At 72.9% G+C, this 17,976-nt stretch carries 21 protein-coding genes; 9 read left to right on the top strand and 12 right to left on the bottom strand.

Annotated features, from left to right (window positions below; genetic code table 11):
- Positions 1 to 182: 182 nt before the first annotated feature.
- Positions 183 to 578: a hypothetical protein gene (locus EDF21_RS10875; RefSeq protein WP_123571337.1), complete on the bottom strand. Its 396-nt coding sequence runs from the start codon at positions 576 to 578 to the stop codon at positions 183 to 185.
- A 146-nt stretch (positions 579 to 724) separates the two neighbouring features.
- Between EDF21_RS10875 and EDF21_RS10870 the strand changes: the two genes are divergently transcribed.
- Positions 725 to 1,057 carry a hypothetical protein gene (locus EDF21_RS10870; RefSeq protein WP_148053689.1) on the top strand — a complete coding sequence of 111 codons (333 nt, stop codon included), beginning with the start codon at positions 725 to 727 and terminating at the stop codon, positions 1,055 to 1,057.
- 85 nt (positions 1,058 to 1,142) lie between these two features.
- On the opposite strand, the gene EDF21_RS10865 is transcribed toward EDF21_RS10870, so the two are convergent.
- Positions 1,143 to 1,742 carry a DUF1684 domain-containing protein gene (locus EDF21_RS10865; RefSeq protein WP_370274462.1) on the bottom strand — a complete coding sequence of 200 codons (600 nt, stop codon included), beginning with the start codon at positions 1,740 to 1,742 and terminating at the stop codon, positions 1,143 to 1,145.
- A 242-nt stretch (positions 1,743 to 1,984) separates the two neighbouring features.
- Here EDF21_RS10865 and EDF21_RS10860 point away from each other — a divergent pair, with 242 nt between their 5' ends.
- Positions 1,985 to 2,488 (top strand): nucleoside deaminase, encoded by a 504-nt coding sequence (locus tag EDF21_RS10860; RefSeq protein ID WP_123571334.1) that lies wholly within the window; start codon positions 1,985 to 1,987, stop codon positions 2,486 to 2,488.
- 109 nt (positions 2,489 to 2,597) lie between these two features.
- Here EDF21_RS10860 and EDF21_RS10855 read toward each other — a convergent pair whose 3' ends face one another.
- Complete coding sequence (locus tag EDF21_RS10855; protein ID WP_123571333.1) at positions 2,598 to 3,086, bottom strand: hypothetical protein; 489 nt, start codon at positions 3,084 to 3,086, stop codon at positions 2,598 to 2,600.
- An 87-nt stretch (positions 3,087 to 3,173) separates the two neighbouring features.
- On the opposite strand from EDF21_RS10855, the gene EDF21_RS10850 reads away from it, so the two are divergent.
- Together EDF21_RS10850 and EDF21_RS10845 are read left to right on the top strand one after the other, a co-directional pair.
- The gene (locus tag EDF21_RS10850; protein WP_123571332.1) at positions 3,174 to 3,770 is read left to right on the top strand and encodes a hypothetical protein; all 597 of its coding nucleotides are present in this window, start codon (positions 3,174 to 3,176) and stop codon (positions 3,768 to 3,770) included.
- A gap of 48 nt (positions 3,771 to 3,818) precedes the next feature.
- Entirely contained in the window at positions 3,819 to 4,124 is a 306-nt protein-coding gene (locus EDF21_RS10845) for a DUF427 domain-containing protein (RefSeq protein WP_123571331.1), read from the top strand.
- A gap of 227 nt (positions 4,125 to 4,351) precedes the next feature.
- Here the strand turns inward: EDF21_RS10845 and EDF21_RS10840 are convergent, their stop codons facing one another.
- The 8 genes from EDF21_RS10840 to EDF21_RS10805 all read right to left on the bottom strand — a co-directional run bounded on the left by EDF21_RS10840 (position 4,352) and on the right by EDF21_RS10805 (position 11,575).
- Complete coding sequence (locus EDF21_RS10840; protein ID WP_123571330.1) at positions 4,352 to 4,996, bottom strand: CGNR zinc finger domain-containing protein; 645 nt, start codon at positions 4,994 to 4,996, stop codon at positions 4,352 to 4,354.
- Positions 4,997 to 5,069: 73 nt separating this feature from the next.
- Positions 5,070 to 5,525: a SprT-like domain-containing protein gene (locus tag EDF21_RS10835; RefSeq protein ID WP_123571329.1), complete on the bottom strand. Its 456-nt coding sequence runs from the start codon at positions 5,523 to 5,525 to the stop codon at positions 5,070 to 5,072.
- Between the two features lie 21 nt (positions 5,526 to 5,546).
- Complete coding sequence (locus EDF21_RS10830) at positions 5,547 to 6,797, bottom strand: hypothetical protein (RefSeq protein WP_123571328.1); 1,251 nt, start codon at positions 6,795 to 6,797, stop codon at positions 5,547 to 5,549.
- Positions 6,798 to 6,949: 152 nt separating this feature from the next.
- A complete protein-coding gene (locus tag EDF21_RS10825; protein ID WP_123571327.1) occupies positions 6,950 to 8,158 on the bottom strand; it encodes a sorbosone dehydrogenase family protein in 1,209 nt (402 codons plus the stop codon).
- Between the two features lie 198 nt (positions 8,159 to 8,356).
- The gene (locus tag EDF21_RS10820; protein WP_123571326.1) at positions 8,357 to 8,761 is read right to left on the bottom strand and encodes a flagellar assembly protein FliW; all 405 of its coding nucleotides are present in this window, start codon (positions 8,759 to 8,761) and stop codon (positions 8,357 to 8,359) included.
- The gene (gene flgL / locus EDF21_RS10815; RefSeq protein WP_056043718.1) at positions 8,758 to 9,642 is read right to left on the bottom strand and encodes a flagellar hook-associated protein FlgL; all 885 of its coding nucleotides are present in this window, start codon (positions 9,640 to 9,642) and stop codon (positions 8,758 to 8,760) included. Before flgL ends, EDF21_RS10820 begins: the two co-directional genes overlap by 4 nt.
- 3 nt (positions 9,643 to 9,645) lie before the next feature.
- Positions 9,646 to 11,070 carry a flagellar hook-associated protein FlgK gene (gene flgK, locus EDF21_RS10810; RefSeq protein ID WP_370274461.1) on the bottom strand — a complete coding sequence of 475 codons (1,425 nt, stop codon included), beginning with the start codon at positions 11,068 to 11,070 and terminating at the stop codon, positions 9,646 to 9,648.
- A 1-nt stretch (position 11,071) separates the two neighbouring features.
- Entirely contained in the window at positions 11,072 to 11,575 is a 504-nt protein-coding gene (locus tag EDF21_RS10805) for a flagellar protein FlgN (RefSeq protein WP_056043714.1), read from the bottom strand.
- A 468-nt stretch (positions 11,576 to 12,043) separates the two neighbouring features.
- Between EDF21_RS10805 and EDF21_RS10800 the strand changes: the two genes are divergently transcribed.
- From EDF21_RS10800 to EDF21_RS10780, 5 genes are all read left to right on the top strand, one after another.
- The gene (locus EDF21_RS10800) at positions 12,044 to 12,865 is read left to right on the top strand and encodes a sigma-70 family RNA polymerase sigma factor (protein WP_123571325.1); all 822 of its coding nucleotides are present in this window, start codon (positions 12,044 to 12,046) and stop codon (positions 12,863 to 12,865) included.
- A gap of 116 nt (positions 12,866 to 12,981) precedes the next feature.
- Positions 12,982 to 13,806, top strand: a complete 825-nt coding sequence (locus tag EDF21_RS10795) for a flagellin (protein WP_274598573.1) — start codon at positions 12,982 to 12,984, stop codon at positions 13,804 to 13,806.
- 190 nt (positions 13,807 to 13,996) lie between these two features.
- Entirely contained in the window at positions 13,997 to 15,385 is a 1,389-nt protein-coding gene (fliD, locus tag EDF21_RS10790; protein ID WP_123571323.1) for a flagellar filament capping protein FliD, read from the top strand.
- Positions 15,385 to 15,861, top strand: a complete 477-nt coding sequence (gene fliS / locus EDF21_RS10785; RefSeq protein ID WP_123571322.1) for a flagellar export chaperone FliS — start codon at positions 15,385 to 15,387, stop codon at positions 15,859 to 15,861. The genes fliD and fliS overlap by 1 nt, the downstream gene beginning before the upstream one ends.
- Complete coding sequence (locus tag EDF21_RS10780) at positions 15,851 to 16,186, top strand: hypothetical protein (protein ID WP_148053688.1); 336 nt, start codon at positions 15,851 to 15,853, stop codon at positions 16,184 to 16,186. Before fliS ends, EDF21_RS10780 begins: the two co-directional genes overlap by 11 nt.
- A 44-nt stretch (positions 16,187 to 16,230) precedes the next feature.
- Here the strand turns inward: EDF21_RS10780 and EDF21_RS10775 are convergent, their stop codons facing one another.
- The gene (locus EDF21_RS10775; protein WP_123571320.1) at positions 16,231 to 17,760 is read right to left on the bottom strand and encodes a CitMHS family transporter; all 1,530 of its coding nucleotides are present in this window, start codon (positions 17,758 to 17,760) and stop codon (positions 16,231 to 16,233) included.
- Positions 17,761 to 17,976 lie beyond the last annotated feature (216 nt).

Raw genomic sequence — 17,976 nt, 5'->3', positions numbered from 1 at the left:
CGATCGGGCCGGCTCGCAAGTGACCCCAGCCTAGCGGCTGGCGCCGGAAAACGCGACGGGTGTGGTGTGCACGGCCGTGCGGGGCGCCGCGTGGCGGCGCCGGGGACGAGCCGAGGAGGCGCGGGTCGGCCCCTCGGGACGCCTCGCCCCCACCGCGCCTCCTGACCTCCGACGACCGTCCGCTACGAGAACAGGCGCCGGATGGCCTTGCCCAGCGCCGTGCGTCGGCGGTGCCAGCCGTGGGCTTCGAGGGTGCGCTTGACCGGGCCGACGACCTTCGCCGAGTTGAACGTGTACGAGCCGCTGACCGAGCCGCGCTGCCGCTCGACGCCGATCTCGGACCTCTTGTACTCGGAGGTCTCCGGGATGAGCGTGATGCGCAGCCGGTACGACTGCTCCCGGCTGCCGAACGGCCCGGACGCCTTGTCGTAGACCCAGGTGAAGACGATGCGTCCGCCCTCGATGCTCGTGGTGAAGGGATGCTCGGGTCGCGAGCCGAGGTCGAGCAGCGCCTGCGTCACGACCTCAGGGCTCGAGGGGCTCGACGGGGTGGTGGGCGGCGTCGTCGTCGGGGTCATGATCCGACGCTAGTCGACGTGCGCACGAGGATCGACCTGTCGTTCTACCGACCGGACGACGTGGTTGGCTACACGTCGGGGGCGCGAGGGCCGCGGCTCCGGGGGCACGCACCGCGGTCCCCTCCTCGTCCGGAAGGTCTGCCCCCATGCGCACATCGACAGTCGTCTCGAGCGTGATCACCGCCTCCGTCCTGGCGGCGGCCCTGGCAGGCTGCACCACCTCGGCCTCGATCGACCGGACCGTGTCGTCCAGCACCTTCGCCACCACGGTCGCCGACGCCCTCGAGAAGGAGGTCGGCACCCGCCCCGACGTCGACTGCGGCGACGACGCGGTCTCCGTCGTCGACCAGGCGGAGGTGCACTGCGACGTCAGGACCCCGGGCTCCGACGTCGTCTACGACTCGGTCTCGGTGATCAGCACGGACGGCGGTGACGGCTACGGCGTCGCGGTGGAGGTCGACTCCGAGCCGAAGGGCTAGGCGCAGACCAGCCCGCGGGGTTCGAGCGGTGCGCGCGTCCGCTCGCGGGGCTGGAGCGGTGCGCGCGTCCGCCTGCGGGCCCCGATCAGTGCGCGCGCCCGTACCGTTCGCCGACGGGGATCTCGACCGCGACCGTGTTGCCGGGCTGGGCGAGCGGGCAGGCCCAGGCGGGGTCGTAGGCGCAGCTGGGGTTGTACGCGAAGTTGAAGTCGAGCACGATGGTGCCGGGTTCGCCGCCGGCGCCGAGGTCGGCACCCTTGACCGAGTCGATCAGGTAGCGCCCGCCGCCGTAGGTGCCGCCGGGCTTTCCCGCCAGCGCGTCCTTGACGGGGATGAACAGGCCGCCGGCGTACTGCGTCAGCTTCCACACGTCGAGGCTGCCGACGCCGGGCACGTCGGCCACGCCGACGAGGTCGAAGAGCACGTCGCCGTCGGTGCCGGTCTCGACCACCATGCGTCGCGGTTCGGCCGGCTCGACCGACACCTCGAAGCGCCAGGCCGGGTCGTACGGCTTCGTCGGCAGGCCGGTGAAGTCGGGGCGGTCCTCGGGCAGCAGCGGGGTCGAGGGGTGCGTCGAGAACAGCTCGTCGCGGGTGCGTCGCCACAGGTCGTGCGCCGCCGCCAGGTCGGTCGCCTCGCGCACGTCGCGGTAGAGCCCGTGGATCGTCCGCCGCCACGAGGCGATGTCGAGCGCTCCCTGGGCGGGCGTCGGGGCGGTGCTGTCGGCGGCGGCCCCGGCAGAGGCGTCGACGCCGGTGTCGGCGGTGGTCTCACCGGTGGACGAGGAGGCGCGGGTCGGGTCGGTCACCTCTGCCACCGTACGCAGGCGGTCGCCCCGCCGCCCGTGGCTCCCTCACAGGTGGGTCGCCCGTCCACAGCTCGCCGTCCAGGCCGCGGCGGACGGTGCTCCCTGGCTACGCTCGCCCCATGACGACCGACACCACGACTCCCGACCCCACCGTCACCCCGGCCGACCTGGCGCGGTTGCACCGCGCGATCGAGGTCGCGCAGCAGGCTCGCGACCACGGCAACCATCCCTTCGGTTCCCTGGTGCTCACGGCCGACGGAGACGTGGTCGAGGCCGAGAACACGGTCGTCACCGAGGGCGACCCGACGGGCCACGCCGAGACGAACCTCGTCCGGCTCGTCGCGCAGCGGTTCGACAAGTCGACGCTCAAGGCCGCGACCCTCTACACGAGCACCGAACCGTGCGCGATGTGTGCCGGAGCGATCCACTGGGCCGGCATCGGCCGGGTCGTCTACGCGCTCGCCGAGCAGCAGCTGCTCGGCATGGTCACCGAGCAGGAGGGCGAGTCGACGCTCGACCTGCCCTGCCGCGAGGTCTTCGCGCGTGGGGGAGGCGCGGTGTCGGTGTCGGGGCCGGCCCTGTTCGACGAGGCCTCGGCCGTGCACGCCGGCTTCTGGGGCTGACACGGAGCGGCCGCCCCGACACGGCTGACCCGCGACGGCCAGCCCGGCACGGTCGACCTGCGACGGCCGACCCGCCACGGCTGAGTGCTGCTGCGGACGGCGGCCCGGGTCAGACGTGCTTCGGGTGGGTCGACGCCCCGCGCCAGGTCGGGGCGAGGGCCTTCATCCGCAGGGCGCGCCACTGCCAGGTCGCCCAGAGCCCGGGCCAGAGCACGAGGCCCAGCGCCCCGGCGTGGAACTCGAGCCGGTCGCGCAGCAGCGTGTGGCCCGGACCGTCCGGCACGACGGCCATCCGGTGGTTGATGCGCATCCGGGCGAACTGGCCGCTCGTGCCCCGTCCGGTGTCTCGCTGGATCCACGCACCGTCGCGTTCGTGCCAGTCGAGGTCGACGTGCGTGCTGCCGAGCGGCAGGACGCCGAGGATGCTCGCCGACACCGGGTGCGCCTCCTCGGTCCAGCGGTCGGGGAAGCCCGACGGTGACTCGGACCGGTAGACGACCAGCGGCTTCGTCACGGCGACCATGACCCGAGGGTCGCGCAGGGCGTCGGTCGCGACATCGACGGGGCAGGCGAGGTGGAGCTTGAGCTGCACGTGCATGCTCCGATCCAACTCCCGCCGCCTGATCGCACGTCACGTCGCGTCACGCACGGGCGACGTCCGAGCGCGGCTGCCTACGCTGGTCGGATGAGTCCGCACGGCCAGCAGAAGTACCAGGTGAGGTTCGACCACGGCGTGGCCGGAGCCGCCCGCATCGTCCCGGGCGCGCACGTCGTCGTCGTCGTCGACGTGATCGACGGGCACGGCACGCTGACGCGGGACGAGATCGTGCGCGTCGTCGCCGGTCTGCCCGAGGTCGCGAGCGGGGCCGACGTCCTGGTCGTCACCGGCGCCGGGGCGGCGCCCGAGGTGGCCCGGCACGTGGTCGAGCGTCAGGCCCGACGGGGCGACCGTGCCCTCGTGGCGATCGTCGCCGCGGGGGCGGTCGACGCGGACGGGTTCCGGCCCGCCGTCGAGGACCAGCTCGCCGCCGGAGCGGTGGTCGACGCGCTCGCCGCGGTCGGCATCGACTTCTCGTCGCCCGAGGCCGCCGTCGCCTGCGCCGCCTCCGGGGCGCTCGCCCGGGCCTCGTCGCACCTGCTGACGGCCTCGGCCTCGGCGGCCGAGCTGGTCGCCACCGACCGGGGCGACGTGGTCGACGCGGCCCGCGCCTCCTCGTCCTCCGCCGCCCTCGCCGTCGTGGCCCCGTCGGGCTCCCGAGGGGAATTCACCCCCTCGGCGTAGCGTTGCGGCCAGAGCGACCCGAACGTCGCCCCGACCGCAGGAGGAACCATGAAGGCAGTGCTCACCGACGGAACCGTCGTCGCCGAGGCCCCGAGGGACGAGCTGATCTCGATCGAGGGCAACTGGTACTTCCCGCCCTCGAGCGTGAACTCCGACCTGCTGACCGAGAGCCCCACCCAGTACCACTGCCCGTGGAAGGGCGACACGCAGTACTTCAGCGTCACGTCGGGCGACGACCTGCTGCAGGACCGTGCCTGGAGCTACCCGACCCCGATCCCGACCTCGTTCGACCGCGTCGGCAAGGACTACTCGGGATACGTCGCCTTCTGGAAGGACGTCTCGGTCGTCGACTGACCGACCGTCGCCTCCGTGTTCGGTGCGGCCCCCGGCGGGGCCGCAACGCTCACGCCGCCACGTACTCGACAACCCGCCACCGAATCGCGTGGCGGGTTGTTCCGTTCGTGGCGGGGAGAGGGGCAGGGAGCGATCGTGGGCGGCAGGTCGGGGCGGCAAGCCGAAGCGGTGGCCGAGCGGGGCGGCCCGGCGACCGGAGCGCACGAAAGGCCTGCGCGGCTCCCTGCTCAGGCGCGGGCGGCCCGGGCCCGGTGCGCCCGCACCTTGGCCCGGTTGCCGCACCGCTGCATCGAGCACCAGCGGCGGCTGCCCGCGCGCGACTCGTCGAAGAAGACGAGCCCGCACGCCTCGTTCGTGCACCGACGGAGGCGCGAGTCCGGTCCGCCGACGAAGCCGACGGCCGTGAAGAGGGTCACCGCGTCGCGTGCGACCGACGCCATCGCCTGCCCGAGCCGCAGGCGCCCGGCCCCGGCCTGGCGTCGTCCGCCCTCGAGCGACGGTGGGACGTCGGGCAGGGCCGCGAACAGGTTGAGGGTGTCGACGTCGTCGGGGTCGGTCGAGGTGCCGTCGGCCGCGGCGACCGCGAGCCGGGCGACCGCGTCGCGCAGGCCCCGGGCGTCGGCGAGCTCGCGGTCGCCGGCCGAGCCCGCGATGCCGTCGAAGCGCTCGCCGATCCAGTCGTCGAGGTCGGCGGGCAGCAGGAGGCCGTCCCAGGGGGTCGACCCGTCGGCGGGCAGGTCGAGGCCCGACTCCGGGCCGAACCGCGACCCGGCACGGAACCCGCCGAGGTACGCGAAGTCGAGGCTGAGCGCGCCCGAGTCGAAGAACCACCGGGTGTCGGTGTCGGATCTGAGCCACTGTCCGGTCTGCACCTGACCACCCTAACCGGTTACGCGCCTCCAGACGGCCCTCGTTCCGCCCGGACCCGCCCCGGGAGGCGCGGTGTCAGACCGCGCGCTTCGTCCAGGTGATGAGGTGGGCCGGGTCGTACCGCCGCGAGCACTTCCCGCAGGCGAGGGGTCGCGCCGGTTGGCGGTAGCGGAAGTGCTCGTGCCCCGCCGGACAGACCCCGACCCACGGGGCGAGCTCGCTGGCGATGGCTCCGTCGTGCAGGCGCGAGCCGACGTAGCCCAGGTCGGTGGCGACGGCCTTCCACCGGGGACCGTGACCGGCGCGGGAGCCGGCGAGGGCGTGGGCGACCTCGTGGAGCAGCACCTGGTGGATCTCGTCGTCGTCGTAGCGGCCGGCGAGGTGCCGCGAGACCGTGATGCGCTTGGTCGTGTAGTTGCACAGGCCCGCGCGCGTCTTGGCGTTGTCGAAGCCGAAGGTCCACACGGCGGGGTCGAGGTGCAGGTCGATGAGCGCGGCGGCCCAGCGCCGCACCCGGTCGAGGTCGGCCACGTCGAGGTCAGGAGGCGCGGGTCAGCGCCGCGGGAACGGCCAGGTGGTGGGCTCGTCGTCGCGCGGGAGGCCGTCCACCACGCCGGTCACGCCGGTGCCGCCCGTGCGGGGTCGCTCCCCGGTACGGCCCTCGTCGGCGCCGCGACGCTCGGCGTCGCCCCGCCGCTCGGCGTCGAACTCGTCGGAGTCGCGGTCGCGGTGACCCGCGGCACGCTCGGCGAGGTGGCTGATCTTGCCCCAGAGCCCACCGTCGCGTGGTGCGGCCGGAGCCGTCGCGGCGACCTTCTCGGCGCGGGCGGCGGCGGCCTCGGCCACCGGCGACGCGGCGGCCTCGTCGGGCATGGACTCGGGGTCGAAGCTGATCGCGGCGGTGCGCGCGGCGTCCATGGGCTGGCGGGCGGGGACGACGTCGGCCCCTGCGTTCTCGCCGGAGGCCGCGGACGCGGTGCCCGCGGGCACCTCCGGAGCAGAAGCCGGGACGGGAGCGGACGCCGGCGCACCACCGTAGAGCGCGGCGATGCCGTCGAAGCGGGGCACCTGGGTGCGGCCCTGGGGTCGGGCCGGGGCCGGGGCCGGGGCCGACGCCGGCGACACGGTCAGGGGCTGGAGCGGCACCGGGTTCGTGTCACCCACGGCCGGGGCCTCGAGTCGTGGCTGGGGGCCGGTGTCGCTGAGGTAGGCGCGCATGACGCCCTCGATCGCGACGCGCAGGCCGTTCGTGCGGTCGCGCGGGGCACCGGACGCCTCGTACGCCTCGAGCGCCTTGGCCAGGGTCTCGCGCGCTTCTTCGTTGCGGCCCAGGTCGTAGAGCGTGTAGCCCTCGAGCTCGGCGGCGGCGGCCTCGAGCTCGCGCCATTCTTCGGTGGCGGCCGTGATGCGGCTGGTGTGCAGGTCGTTCAGCGCACGGTCGAGCTTGCCCTGCTCGCGGAAGATGTGGGCCCGTCGGATGCGGGCCGCCGTCGAGTCGGCCCGGTCGCCGGTGAAGTGCGCCAGACGGAACGCCTCTTCGGCGATGGCCAGGGCTTCGTCGAGGCGGCCGAGCAGGCGCAGCAGGTCGGCGCGCTCGCCGAGGGCGGCGGTGCTGCGGCTCTGGCCCAGGGCGGCGAGGCGGGCTTCGGCGACGGGCACGTCGACGGCCGTGCGCAGGCTGACGGGGTCGAAGCCGCCGGCGCCTCCGGTCCCGCGCACGACGGGCGCGGCGAACCCCGGCGGCACGGTCTGGGGGCGGGCGCTGCCGGGTGCTGTCGTGTCGGGTCGGTCGTGCTGGCTCATCGAGTACGAGGGTAACCGCCCGGCCCCCGAACGGGCCGCGCGGCGCGCAGCGTGTGAGCGAGTGTCGGGGCCGGTGTGCGGAACCCGACCCGCGCCTCCTGGGGCCGGTGTGCGGAACCCGACCCGCGCCTCCTCCGGTGGCGCCGGCCGGGTCAGGGGGCCGGGGTGAGGGGGACGCTGACGATGCGGTCGTCGCCGGCGCTCGGCGTGCCGCGCCCGTCCGTGTTGTTCGTCACGAGCCAGAGGGTGCCGTCGGGACCGGGCAGGACGTCGCGGATGCGGCCGAGCGACCGGTCGCCGGCGAAGAGTTCGGTCGGCACGGCCTCGGAGCCGGGAGCCACCTGGATCTCGAACAGCTTCTCGCCGCCGAGCCCGGCCAGGTAGAGCGTCGTGCCGACCGCCGTGAGGCCGCTCGGGCTGGCGTCGTCGGTCGACCACTGCAGCACCGGGTCCGTGAAGCCCGCGACGTCGCCGCGCCCCTCGACATCCGGCCAGCCGTAGTTCGCCCCGGGCTCGAGGGCGTTGAGCTCGTCGTAGGTGTTCTGCCCGAACTCGGCCGCCCAGGCGGCGCCGGTGGCGTCCCAGGCGATGCCCTGCGGGTTGCGGTGGCCGAGCGAGTAGACGAGCGACCCGGGTTCGGGGTTGTCGTCGGGCACGCCGCCGATCGCGGTCGCGCGCAGCACCTTTCCGCCGAGCGAGCCGGGGTCCTGGGCGTTCGGCCGCTGGTTCGCGTCGCCCGTCGTCACGTACAGGGCCCCGTCCGGGCCGAACGCGATGCGGCCGCCGTCGTGGTTGCTCGCCCTGGGGATGCCCGTGATCACCGTCTCCTGCTCGCCCAGGCCGTACGAGCCGACCTCGCCCGTGATCGGCGCGCGCACCACGCGGTTGTCGTCGGCGGTGGTGGCGTAGGCGTAGAGGTACGACGGCGATCCCGCGAGCACGGCCAGGCCGAGCAACCCGCCCTCGCCCTCGTGCACGACCCCGCCGATGGTGCCGGCCTCGCGCGTGCTGCCGTCGGCGAGCAGTTCGAGCACGGTGCCGGTGTCGCGCAGGCTGACGAACGACGACCCGGTGTCGAGTCGCACGACCGACCAGGGGGCGGCCAGGTCCGTGGCGACGTCGGTCGTCACGGCGTCGGCCGCGACGGTGACGGCCGTCGCGTCGGTGGTCGGCGCGACCGGGCCGGGTCCGGCGGCGGCCGTCGGGTCGGTCGGGGTCTCGGACGCCGGACGCGTGGCGGCCGGACCGCCCGAGCCCGGGGCGTCGTCCCCGGTGGAGCAGCCGACGAGCAGGACGGCGGTGACCGCCGCCATCGTGCCGACGGCGAACCGGTGCCGTGTGGTGCGGGGTGTCGTGATCATGATCGCGCCTCCTGCGTCCCAGGCAAGCCGATGGGCGCGACGGCCGCATCGGTCGTCACCACACCGTGACCGCCTTCGCAGCCCGTGCCCAGCCGAGGGGCGAACCCGTGCCCAGCCGAGGGGCGAGCCGGTGCCCAGCCGAGGGGCGAACCCGTACCCAGCCGACGGGCGACCCGGTGCCCGACCGCCGGCAGGTGGCTACGCGCGGGGGCTCAGCTCGGCGCGCAGCGGCCAGTCCTGGCCTTCGAGGATCAACTGGGCGCCCGCTCCGGTGCGCACGTTGACCACGATCGGCGCGAGCAGGTTGACCGTCATGCCGGTCGACGCGGGGGTCGCGACCACGAGCAGCAGGGCGTCGGCGGCGTCCTGCAGGTCGAGGGTGGCGGACTGGTCGTCCGACACGACGGGCGAGTAGTCGGGCAGGTGCACCGACGCGTCGAGCACGAACAGTCGCACCTCGGACCCGCTCGCCCGCAGGGCGAAGAGCCCGTGGGCGCCGTCGATGCGCTCGAGCGAGAAGTCGGTGAGCGGCTCGAGACCGAACGGAGGCGCGACGAACGTCACGACGGAGCCCGCGACCTCGCGGGCGGCGTTCGCGCTCATCGGAGGAAGTCCATCAGCGTGGGCTGCAGCACCTTGGCGGTGACCGCGAGGGCCGCCTGGTACGAGGTGTTCTGCATCTGCAGGTCGAGCACGGCCTCGCCGAGATCGAGGTCCATGATGCCGGCGCGCTGCGCCTCCAGTGTGGTCTTGGTGTCCAAGAGGGTGTCCTCGGCTCTCAGGATCTGGGACTGTCGTGCCCCGATGTCGGACTGTACGCCGCGCACGGCCGTCAACCGGGCGTCGACCTCGGTGAGCCGCGTGCCGACGTTGACGCCGGCCCGCAGGTCGGTGGCGATGCGGTCGAGCATGCTGAAGACCGAGTCGGCGCCGGTGCCGAAGGCGGCGGCTCCGTCGGCGTCGACGCGCACGTCGGTCTCGACGCCGATCTGGCGGGTGACCGACGAGCCCGGGGTGCCCGTGTAGCTGAAGTCGGGGCGGAAGGCGACGCCCGCGTCCGACGTGCCGGCGAAGACGCTGCGGCCGTTGTACGAGGTGTTCGCCACGGCGAGCAGGTCGGCCTTGAGGCCGTCGATCTCGGTCGCGATGGCGTCGAGAGCGGGTTGCGACAACGCACCGGTGTTGGCGCCCTGCACCGTGAGGTCGCGCACCTTCTTGAGCACGTCGTCGGTGGACGACAGCGCCGAGTCGGCCAGCGAGAGCCACCCGTTGCCGTCGCCGACGTTGCGGGAGAACTGCACGTTGGCCGCCTGCTCGGCCTTGACCCGCAGGGCGTCCGCCGTGCCGGCCGGATCGTCCGACGGCTTCGAGATGCGGTCGAGGCTCGCGGCCCGCTGCTGGGCCTGGTCGACCCGGTACGAGCTGGTCTGCAGGTTGCGCTGCGCGGTGAGCATCGCCATCTGGTTCGTGGTGCGGGTGATCATCGGTTACCTCCCGACCCGTCCCATGCCGTTGATCAACGTGTCGAGCATCTCGTCGATCGCGGTCATGACGCGGGCCGCGCCCTGGTAGGCGTGCTGATAGGTGAGCAGGTTGACGTTCTCCTCGTCGAGGCTGACCCCGGCGGTCGAGAGCTGGCGCCCCTTGGCGGACGTCGCCGCGAGGTTGGTGAGGGTCGAGCGGTCGGCCTCGGTGCGCGCCGTGGCCCCGATCGTGCTGACGATCGAGCCCCAGGCGCGGTCGGGCGATCCGGTCGAGAGTCCGATCCGGCCGACGGCGCGGGCGATCGACCCGTCGAGGGCGCCTCCCGTGCCGTTGCCCGACGCGATGGTCGAGGCGCCGGTCGGCAGCACGGTGAGGCCGCGCGCGGCGGGCACCCCGGCGGTGAGGGCGAAGAAGTCGTGGCCCGTGGTGCCGTCGGCGGTCGTGCCGGTCGCGTGCACGGCGTTCACCTGGGTGGCGAGCTGGGTCGCGAGGGCGTCGTAGCTCGCGGCGGCCTCGGCCAGCACCCCGCCGGTGCCGCCGGGCGCGGCCGGGGCGAGCACCGACAGCGAACCGGCGATGCTGCCGCCGTCGAGCGAGATCGGGTCGCCGGCGCGGTGGGTCCACTCGAGCGAGACCCCCGAGGAGGCGGTGGCCAGCGTGTAGTCGCCGGTCACCTTCACCTGGCGGGCCGAGTCGCCCGACACCAGGGCGTTGCCGCCGACCAGGACGTCGACCGTGCCGTCCGCGTTGTCGCGCACCGTACCTCCGGCGAGCGTCGCGATCTTCTCGGTCAGTGCCGAACGGGCGTCCACCAGTTCGTTGGTGCTGACGCCCTGCTGGGTCGCGGTGCGGATGCGCACGTTGAGGTCGGCCACCTGGGTCGCGGCCGAGTTGAGCTGCGAGGCGAGGCCGTCGAGCTGCTGGCGCTGCGAGGTCCACTGGTCGTCGACGGCCTTGTAGCCGGTCGAGAGGGTCTGGGCGATCGTGTTCGCCTGGCCGAGCAGGACGGCCGCGGGGGCCGCCGCCGAGGGGTCGTTCGACACGTCCTGCCAGGCGGACCAGAACTTCGTCAGCTGCGAGGCGATGCCGGTCGTGCTGGGCTCGTTCAGGGACGACTCCAGGGCGGCCGTGACCGACGCCCGCACGCCCTGGTAGCCGGCTGCCCCGGCGGCGCCGCGGACCTGGGCGTCGGCGAACCGGTCGCCGATGCGGGCGATGCCGTCGACCGACACGCCCTGTCCGGGCTGGACGCCGTTCGAGAACACGCCCACGCGGGCGGCCGCCTCGATCGAGGACTGCGTGACCCGTTGCCGCGTGTAGCCCTCGGTGTTGACGTTGGCGATGTTCTGGCCGACCACGTCGAGCCCGGTACGGGCCGCGGTCAGCCCGCGGTAGGCGGTGGCCAGGCTGCCGAAGGTGCTCACCACGTCAGAGCCGCCCGTCGAAGAGGTGACCGCCGGAGGCGCTGGCCGAGCTCGCGTGACCGGTCTGGCCCGTCGCGTCGTACGTCGCGGTCGCGGGGCCCGTGGACGCGGTGGCCAGGGTCTCCTGCGTGGCGCGGGCGGCGGCCCGCAGGAAGCGTTCGTTCTCGTCGCGCAGCTGGGCGATGCGCCCGGTCAGCTCGGTCATGGCGCGGAGGTGGGCGGTGAAGATCTCGCCCCACGGGCCGGACGGTGCCGCGGAGATGATCTCGCGCAGGGGGGCCTCCTCGTCGGTGCCCCACTCGCGGGCGACGGCCGACACCTCGACGCTGCGCTCGAGCCCCGCGGAACGGAGGCGACCGAGCACCTGCTCGACCTCGCGCGTGGCGTGGTCGACCCAGCGGCTGCGGCCCGCGGTGAGCAGCAGTTGCTCCTCCTCGAGCTTGAAGGTCAGCAGCTCGAGCAGCTCGCGCTCTCGCCAGAGCAGCGCGGAGAGTTCGTTCGCGCCCATGGGGGCCTCCTCGGTCGGTCGCATCGGGGTGTCGGGTTCGTCGTCCGTCGGCGAGGAGTGCCCGGCGTCCTCTGCACCGGTGACTATCGGCGGAGGCGCGGGGCCCGTTAGTCATCGGCCCGAACCCTGCGCCTAGCCTTAAAGCACCGCTCGGAGGAAGGGGCGTTCCGACCCAGTACGGGGGTGAGGGCACGAGGTGTGTCCCCCGAAGAGATGACGGTCGTTCCCCCGCACTGGGGGCAGTCCCGGCCTGCCGCCGCCCCCCTCCGGCTCGGTAGCGTTGCAGAGCAGCGACGGGCCCCCGACGGGTCGGTCGCCACGCATCATCTGCGGTCCGGACGACGTCTCGTCCGGTGCACCGCGCCTCCTCGGCGAACCCTGTCGACGTGCCCTGATCAGAGGGCCGTTCGTCGCGCCCGGAGTCACGATCACCGGACCACGAGGTCCCCTATCGCACTGGGAGTCGCGATGAACCGCACCGAACGGAACGCCATGGTGGTGGAGAACCTGCCACTGGTCGGCTACCTCGTCTCGGAGGTGTGCGCCCGCGCCACCCACCTGTCGCGTGACGACCTCGCCTCGGTCGGGGCCGTCGCCCTCGTCCAGGCCGCGGACGCCTTCGACCCCACGCTCGGCATCCCGTTCGGCGCCTACGCCCGCACCCGCATCGTCGGCGCGTTCGCCGACGACATGCGCTCGGGGGACTGGGCCAGCCGCGGCACCCGCAAGCGCATCAAGGAGACGCTGGCCGTCCAGGAGGCGCTCACCGCGACCCTGGGACGCGCCCCGAGCGTCGACGAGATCGCCGGAGCCCTCGGCGTCGACCGCCAGACGGCGGCCGGTGCCCTGACCGACGCGGCCCGCACGGTCTCGGCCCTCGACGACACCGTCGCGGACCACCTCGCGGCCGACCTGCCGCTGCCCGAGGAGAACCTGCTCGTCTCGGAGCGCAGCCGCTACGTCGCCGCCGCGGTCGAGGCCCTGCCCGAGCGCATGCGCCTGATCGTCGAGGGCGTCTACTTCGGCGACCGCACGGTCACCGAGATCGCCGACGAGCTCGGCATCACCCACAGCGCCGTCTCGCAGCAGCGCACCGAGGCGGTCCGCCTGCTGCGCGACGCCCTCGAGTCGCACTACGCCGACGACCCCGACGCCGAGTTCACGCCGGTCTCGAAGACCGCGCCGGCCCGCCGCAGCGCGTACCTGTCGCGCGTCGCGACGAACGCCGCCGTCGGCATCGCCCGCGCCATGCGCGAGCCCGACGCCGTCGCCATCAGCACGGCGGTCTGAGATCGCCCGAAAAAACTTCTGCGGCTGACTTACAGCCGCGGTCGACCGGCCGACAGTAGCCGGTGTCAGCCCACGGATGGGCCGACGAACACCACCCAGTCACGGAGGAGAACACCATGGGTATGCAGATCAACACCAACCTCGCGGCCAACAACACCTACCGCAACCTCAACAGCACGCAGAACGACCTGTCGAAGAGCCTCGAGAAGCTCTCCAGCGGTCTTCGCATCAACCGTGCCGCTGACGACGCGGCGGGTCTCGCGATCTCCGAGGGCCTGCGCTCGCAGGTCGGCGGACTCACGGTGGCCGCACGTAACGCCCAGGACGGCATCTCGGTCGTCCAGACCGCGGAAGGCGGACTGACGGAGGTCCACTCGATCCTCCAGCGTGTCCGCGACCTCGCTGTCCAGTCGGGCAACGACTCGAACAACGCCGACGCTCGTACGGCGATCCAGACCGAGGTCACGGCCCTCGGCGACGAACTGACCCGCATCGGCAACTCGACCAACTTCAACGGAATCGACCTGCTCAACAGTGCCGGCTCGCTGACGTTCCAGGTCGGAGCTGGCTCGACGGCTGCGAACGACCAGATCTCGGTGAACCTCACCGACATCACGGCCGTCGCGACCGCCGTCAAGGCGCTCACGTTCGACTCGTCGGCCAACGCCCTCACCTCGATCGCCGCCATCGACACGCAGATCAAGGACGTGTCGTCGGCTCGTTCGGAGCTCGGTGCCGTGCAGAACCGCTTCGAGCACTCCATCGCGTCGACCAACGTCGCGAAGGAGAACCTCACGGCGGCTCAGTCGCGCATCCGCGACGTGGACATGGCCGAAGAGATGGTCAAGTACACCCGCTCGAACGTGCTCAGCCAGGCCGGCACCGCGATGCTGGCCCAGGCGAACCAGAGCAGCCAGGGCGTGCTGTCGCTCCTCCGCTAGTCGTAGCCGAGGAGGGTCCCGTGCTCCCAGCCCGGGCCTGACCCACCACCTCACCGCGGTTCGAGACCGGGTGGCCTCGACGGTGCAGCTGATCCTGCACCGTCGGGCCACCCGGTCTCAGCGCTCCCCCCCCCCACTTCGATCTGCCCCACGGTCCGACCCGGACACCCCACCTCGACAGGAGCACCTGATGGCCTCGCTCGGCATCGACGGCCTCGTCAGCGGGCTCGACACGACCACGCTCATCAACACGTTGATGCAGTCCGAGGCCGTGCCCCAGACGATCCTGAAGAACAAGGCCACCGTCGGCCAGACGCTCGTCACGGCCCTGCAGGGGCTCAACACGAAGATCGCCGACCTGGCGACCCTCGCGACCTCGACCGCCAAGGCGGGCTCGCTCTCCCTCTTCACCCCGACCAGCAGTTCGACGGCGGTGACGGCCACCACCGCTCCCGGTGCCGTCTCCGGCTCGGTCGACCTCGTGGTCGGGGCCACCGCGTCGTCCAAGACCGCGGTGACCGCGGCGATGACGGCGTGGCCCGACTCGCCCGCGACGCTCACCTTCGTCTCGGCCGCGGGCACGAGGACCGAGGTGACCGCCGCCTCCTCGTCGCTCGACGACGTCGTGACGGCGATCAACGCCTCCGCCGCCGGCATCTCGGCCGTCAAGGTCGCCTCGGGCAAGGACGCCTCGGGTGCCGTCCAGTACCGTCTCCAGCTGTCGAGCCAGAAGAGCGGAGCCGAGGGTGGCTTCGACGTCTTCCGCGGCACCACCGCCGACGTGGCCGCCGGCACCGCCCCCGACCTCATCGCCCAGCCCGGCGCCGCCGTGATCTCGCAGGCGCGCGACGCCTCGATCACCCTCTGGGCGGGCACGGCGGCCGAACAGGTCGTCACGAGCAGCAGCAACACCTTCACCGACGTCCTGCCCGGCGTCTCGGTCACGGTCTCGGCCACGACGACCGAGCCGGTGCACCTCGCGATCGCCCGGGACGCGACCGCCGCCACCAAGGTCGCCACCGACCTGGTCGCCGGCGTCAATGCCGCGTTGAGCCTGATCAGCACCAGGAGCGCGGCCACCACCACGACCAACGCGTCCGGCGTGACCACGGTCACCGCGGGCGTCTTCGGTGGCAACTCCACCACCCGTGGCATCACACAACGCTTGACCGACTCCGTGCTCAGCCCCGTCGACGGGCAGTCGCCGAGCGTCATCGGCATCTCGATCGACGCCAAGACCGGCCAGTTCGCCGTCGACGCCACGAAGTTCGCCGCCGCCCTCGCCGCCGACCCGGCCAAGGTGCAGGCGACGATGAGCGCCATCGCGGCCCGGGTCGCCTCGACGGCCACGGCCGTCTCGGACAAGTTCGACGGTTCGCTGACGAAGACCATCACGGGGCAGCAGTCGGTCGTGAAGGACCTCAACAACCGCGTCAGCGACTGGGACGACCGTCTCTCCGCTCGCCGCGCGAGCCTCCAGAAGACCTACTCGGCCCTCGAGACCTCGCTCAGCGCCCTGACCGCGCAGCAGAAGTACATCTCAAGCCAGCTCGCCAGCCTCTCGACGAGCAGCAGCTGATGGACGCCACCTCGTTCGCCGCCTTCGCCGCGGCCTCGGCCGGCCCCTCGGCCGTCGTGCAGAAGCAGCGCGCCCAGTACACGAGCGACGCCGTGCTGTCGGCGACGCCCGTCCAGCTCGTCACGATGCTCTACGACCGCCTCATGCTCGACCTGTCACGTGCCGAGGCCGCACAGGTCGCCGCGAACTGGGCCGCCGCCTCCGAGCAGTTGCTGCACGCCCAGGCGATCATCGCCGAGCTGTCGTCGTCGCTCAAGATCGACGTCTGGGACGGCGGCGAGGGCCTGCTCGCCTTGTACACCTACACGTCGACCGCCCTGGTCAACGCCAACGTGCACCGTGACGTCGCGCAGACCCGCGAGGTCGCCGGGCTGCTCGAGCCCCTGCGCCAGGCGTGGCACGAGGCCGCGGCCTCGCTGCAGGCCGGCGCCGCCTCGTCGGTCCCCGGCCTGGCCGGAGGCGTCGGTGTCGCCTAGGACGGAACGGACGCACGCCGCCTGGCGCGCGGCCCTCGACGAGTTGGAGGCGCTGGTCACCGAGGCGGACGCCTCGCTCCCCACGGGTGACGGCGACCCCACCGCGCTGCCGACTCCGGCCCGCCGCTGGACGCCGCCCGTGGGGCTGGGTCCGCTTCCTCAGGAGTTGGCGACCCGCGCCTCCTCGCTGGCCGAGCGCCAGCGCGACGTCCTCGGCCGCCTCGAGGCCGCCCGGGTCGCCGTGCTGCAGCACCTCGGAGCCGTCCGCACCGTCGAGGCGTCGCACGAGCCCTCGCGCCCGGTCTACCTCGACGCCACCGGCTGATCCCGCGCGGCTGACCTCGCCCGGCTGACCCCGCCCGGGTGGCCTCAGCCGAAGGGGATGACCCCGACGACGACGGCGACCACGAGCATGACGACCGAGACGACGGCCGCCCGCCAGAGCACCTTCTTGTGGTGGTCGCCGAGGTTGACGTTCGCCAGGCTGACCAGCAGCAGGATCGCCGGCACGAGCGGGCTCTGCAGGTGCACGGGCTGGCCGATCACCGAGGCGCGGGCCATCTCGACCGGTTCGATGCCGAACGCCGCGGCGCTCTGGGCGAGCACGGGCAGGATGCCGAAGTAGAAGGCGTCGTTGCTCATGAAGAAGGTGAGCGGCAGGCTGAGCAGTCCCGTGATGACGGCCAGGTACGGGCCCAGCTCGTTCGGGATCACCTGCACGAGCCACTGCGCCATCGCGTCGACCATGCCCGTGCCGTTGAGCACGCCGATCAGCACGCCCGCGGCGAAGACCATCGAGACGACGCCGACGATGCTCGGCGCGTGGGCGACGATCTCGGCCGACTGCTGCTTGACCTTCGGGAAGTTGATCAGCAGCGCGACCGCGACGCCGACCATGAACACGTAGGCCAGGGGGAAGAGGTCGAGCACGAGCAGCACCATCACCACGACGGTCAGCGCGAAGTTGAACCAGATCAGCCCGGGGCGCAGGGTCTCGCGGGTGGGGTCGAGCATCGTGTCGGCCATCGTGCCGGTCAGGGGCGTGCCGTTCTCGCTGGCGCCGCTGCCGCCGGGGTTGTCGACCGCGCGCTCCCCGGGGGCGTCCGCGCGGCTGCCGTCGGCGCGACCGCCGCGCAGGCCCAGGGCGACCGTGGGGCTGGTGAACATCGAGACCCCGACGCCGGCCTTGCCCGGTCCGCCCCCACGGGCGGCCGTGGCCAGCTCGCGCGACAGGGGGGACATCTTCTCGGCCGCGGCGGCGAGCACCGAGCCGCCGAGCTCGACGGTGCCGAGGCGGCGGCGCTCGCGCAGGCCCATCAGCCAGGCGAAGGCGAACACGATGACCAGGCCGACGATCAGCGACGGCACGAGGGGCACGAAGATGTCGGACGGTGCGACGTTGAGTGCGGCGGCGGCCCGCACCGTCGGCCCGCCCCACGGGACGATGTTGAGCGTGCCGTTGGCGAGGCCGGCCACGCAGGTCAGCACGACCGGGCTCATGCCGAGCTTGAGGTAGATCGGCAGCATGGCGGCGGTCGTCACGATGAAGGTCGTCGACCCGTCGCCGTCGAGAGAGACGGCCCCGGCCAGCAGGGCCGTGCCGAGCACGATCTTCGCGGGGTCGTTGCCGGTGACGCGGAGGATGAAGCGCACGAGCGGGTCGAACAGCCCGACGTCGATCATCAGCCCGAAGTACATGATCGCGAACATCAGCAACGCCGCGGTCGGGGCCAGGTCGCCGATCGCCTCGATCACCATGTCGCCGATGCCGAGGCCGGCCCCCGCGAACAGGCCGAAGATGGTCGGCACCATGATCAGGGCGAGCATCGGCGAGAGCCGCTTGGTCATGATCAGCACCATGAAGGTGGCGATCATCAGATAACCGAGGATGACGAGCATCAGGACTCCTTCGTCCGGTTCGTGTGTCCGGGCACGCTAGCCGCGCCTCCCGAGCCGCGTCGCGCTTGTGCGCATTGGCCGACTATCGCGCGTTGGCACCGTTCTGCGCGTTCTGCTCACGCCCGGCCTGCCCCCCCCGACCCCTATCCGCCCCGGCTTGGCGCCGCGTCTCGTGCACCGCACCGTGCCTAGACGAGGTGCGATGCACGGGACGCG

The sequence above is a fragment of the Frigoribacterium sp. PhB118 genome (assembly GCF_003751725.1).
Lineage (GTDB): Bacteria > Actinomycetota > Actinomycetes > Actinomycetales > Microbacteriaceae > Frigoribacterium.
The sequence above is the reverse complement of the archived record's forward strand: the minus strand, read 5'-3'. Positions and strand labels throughout refer to the sequence as shown.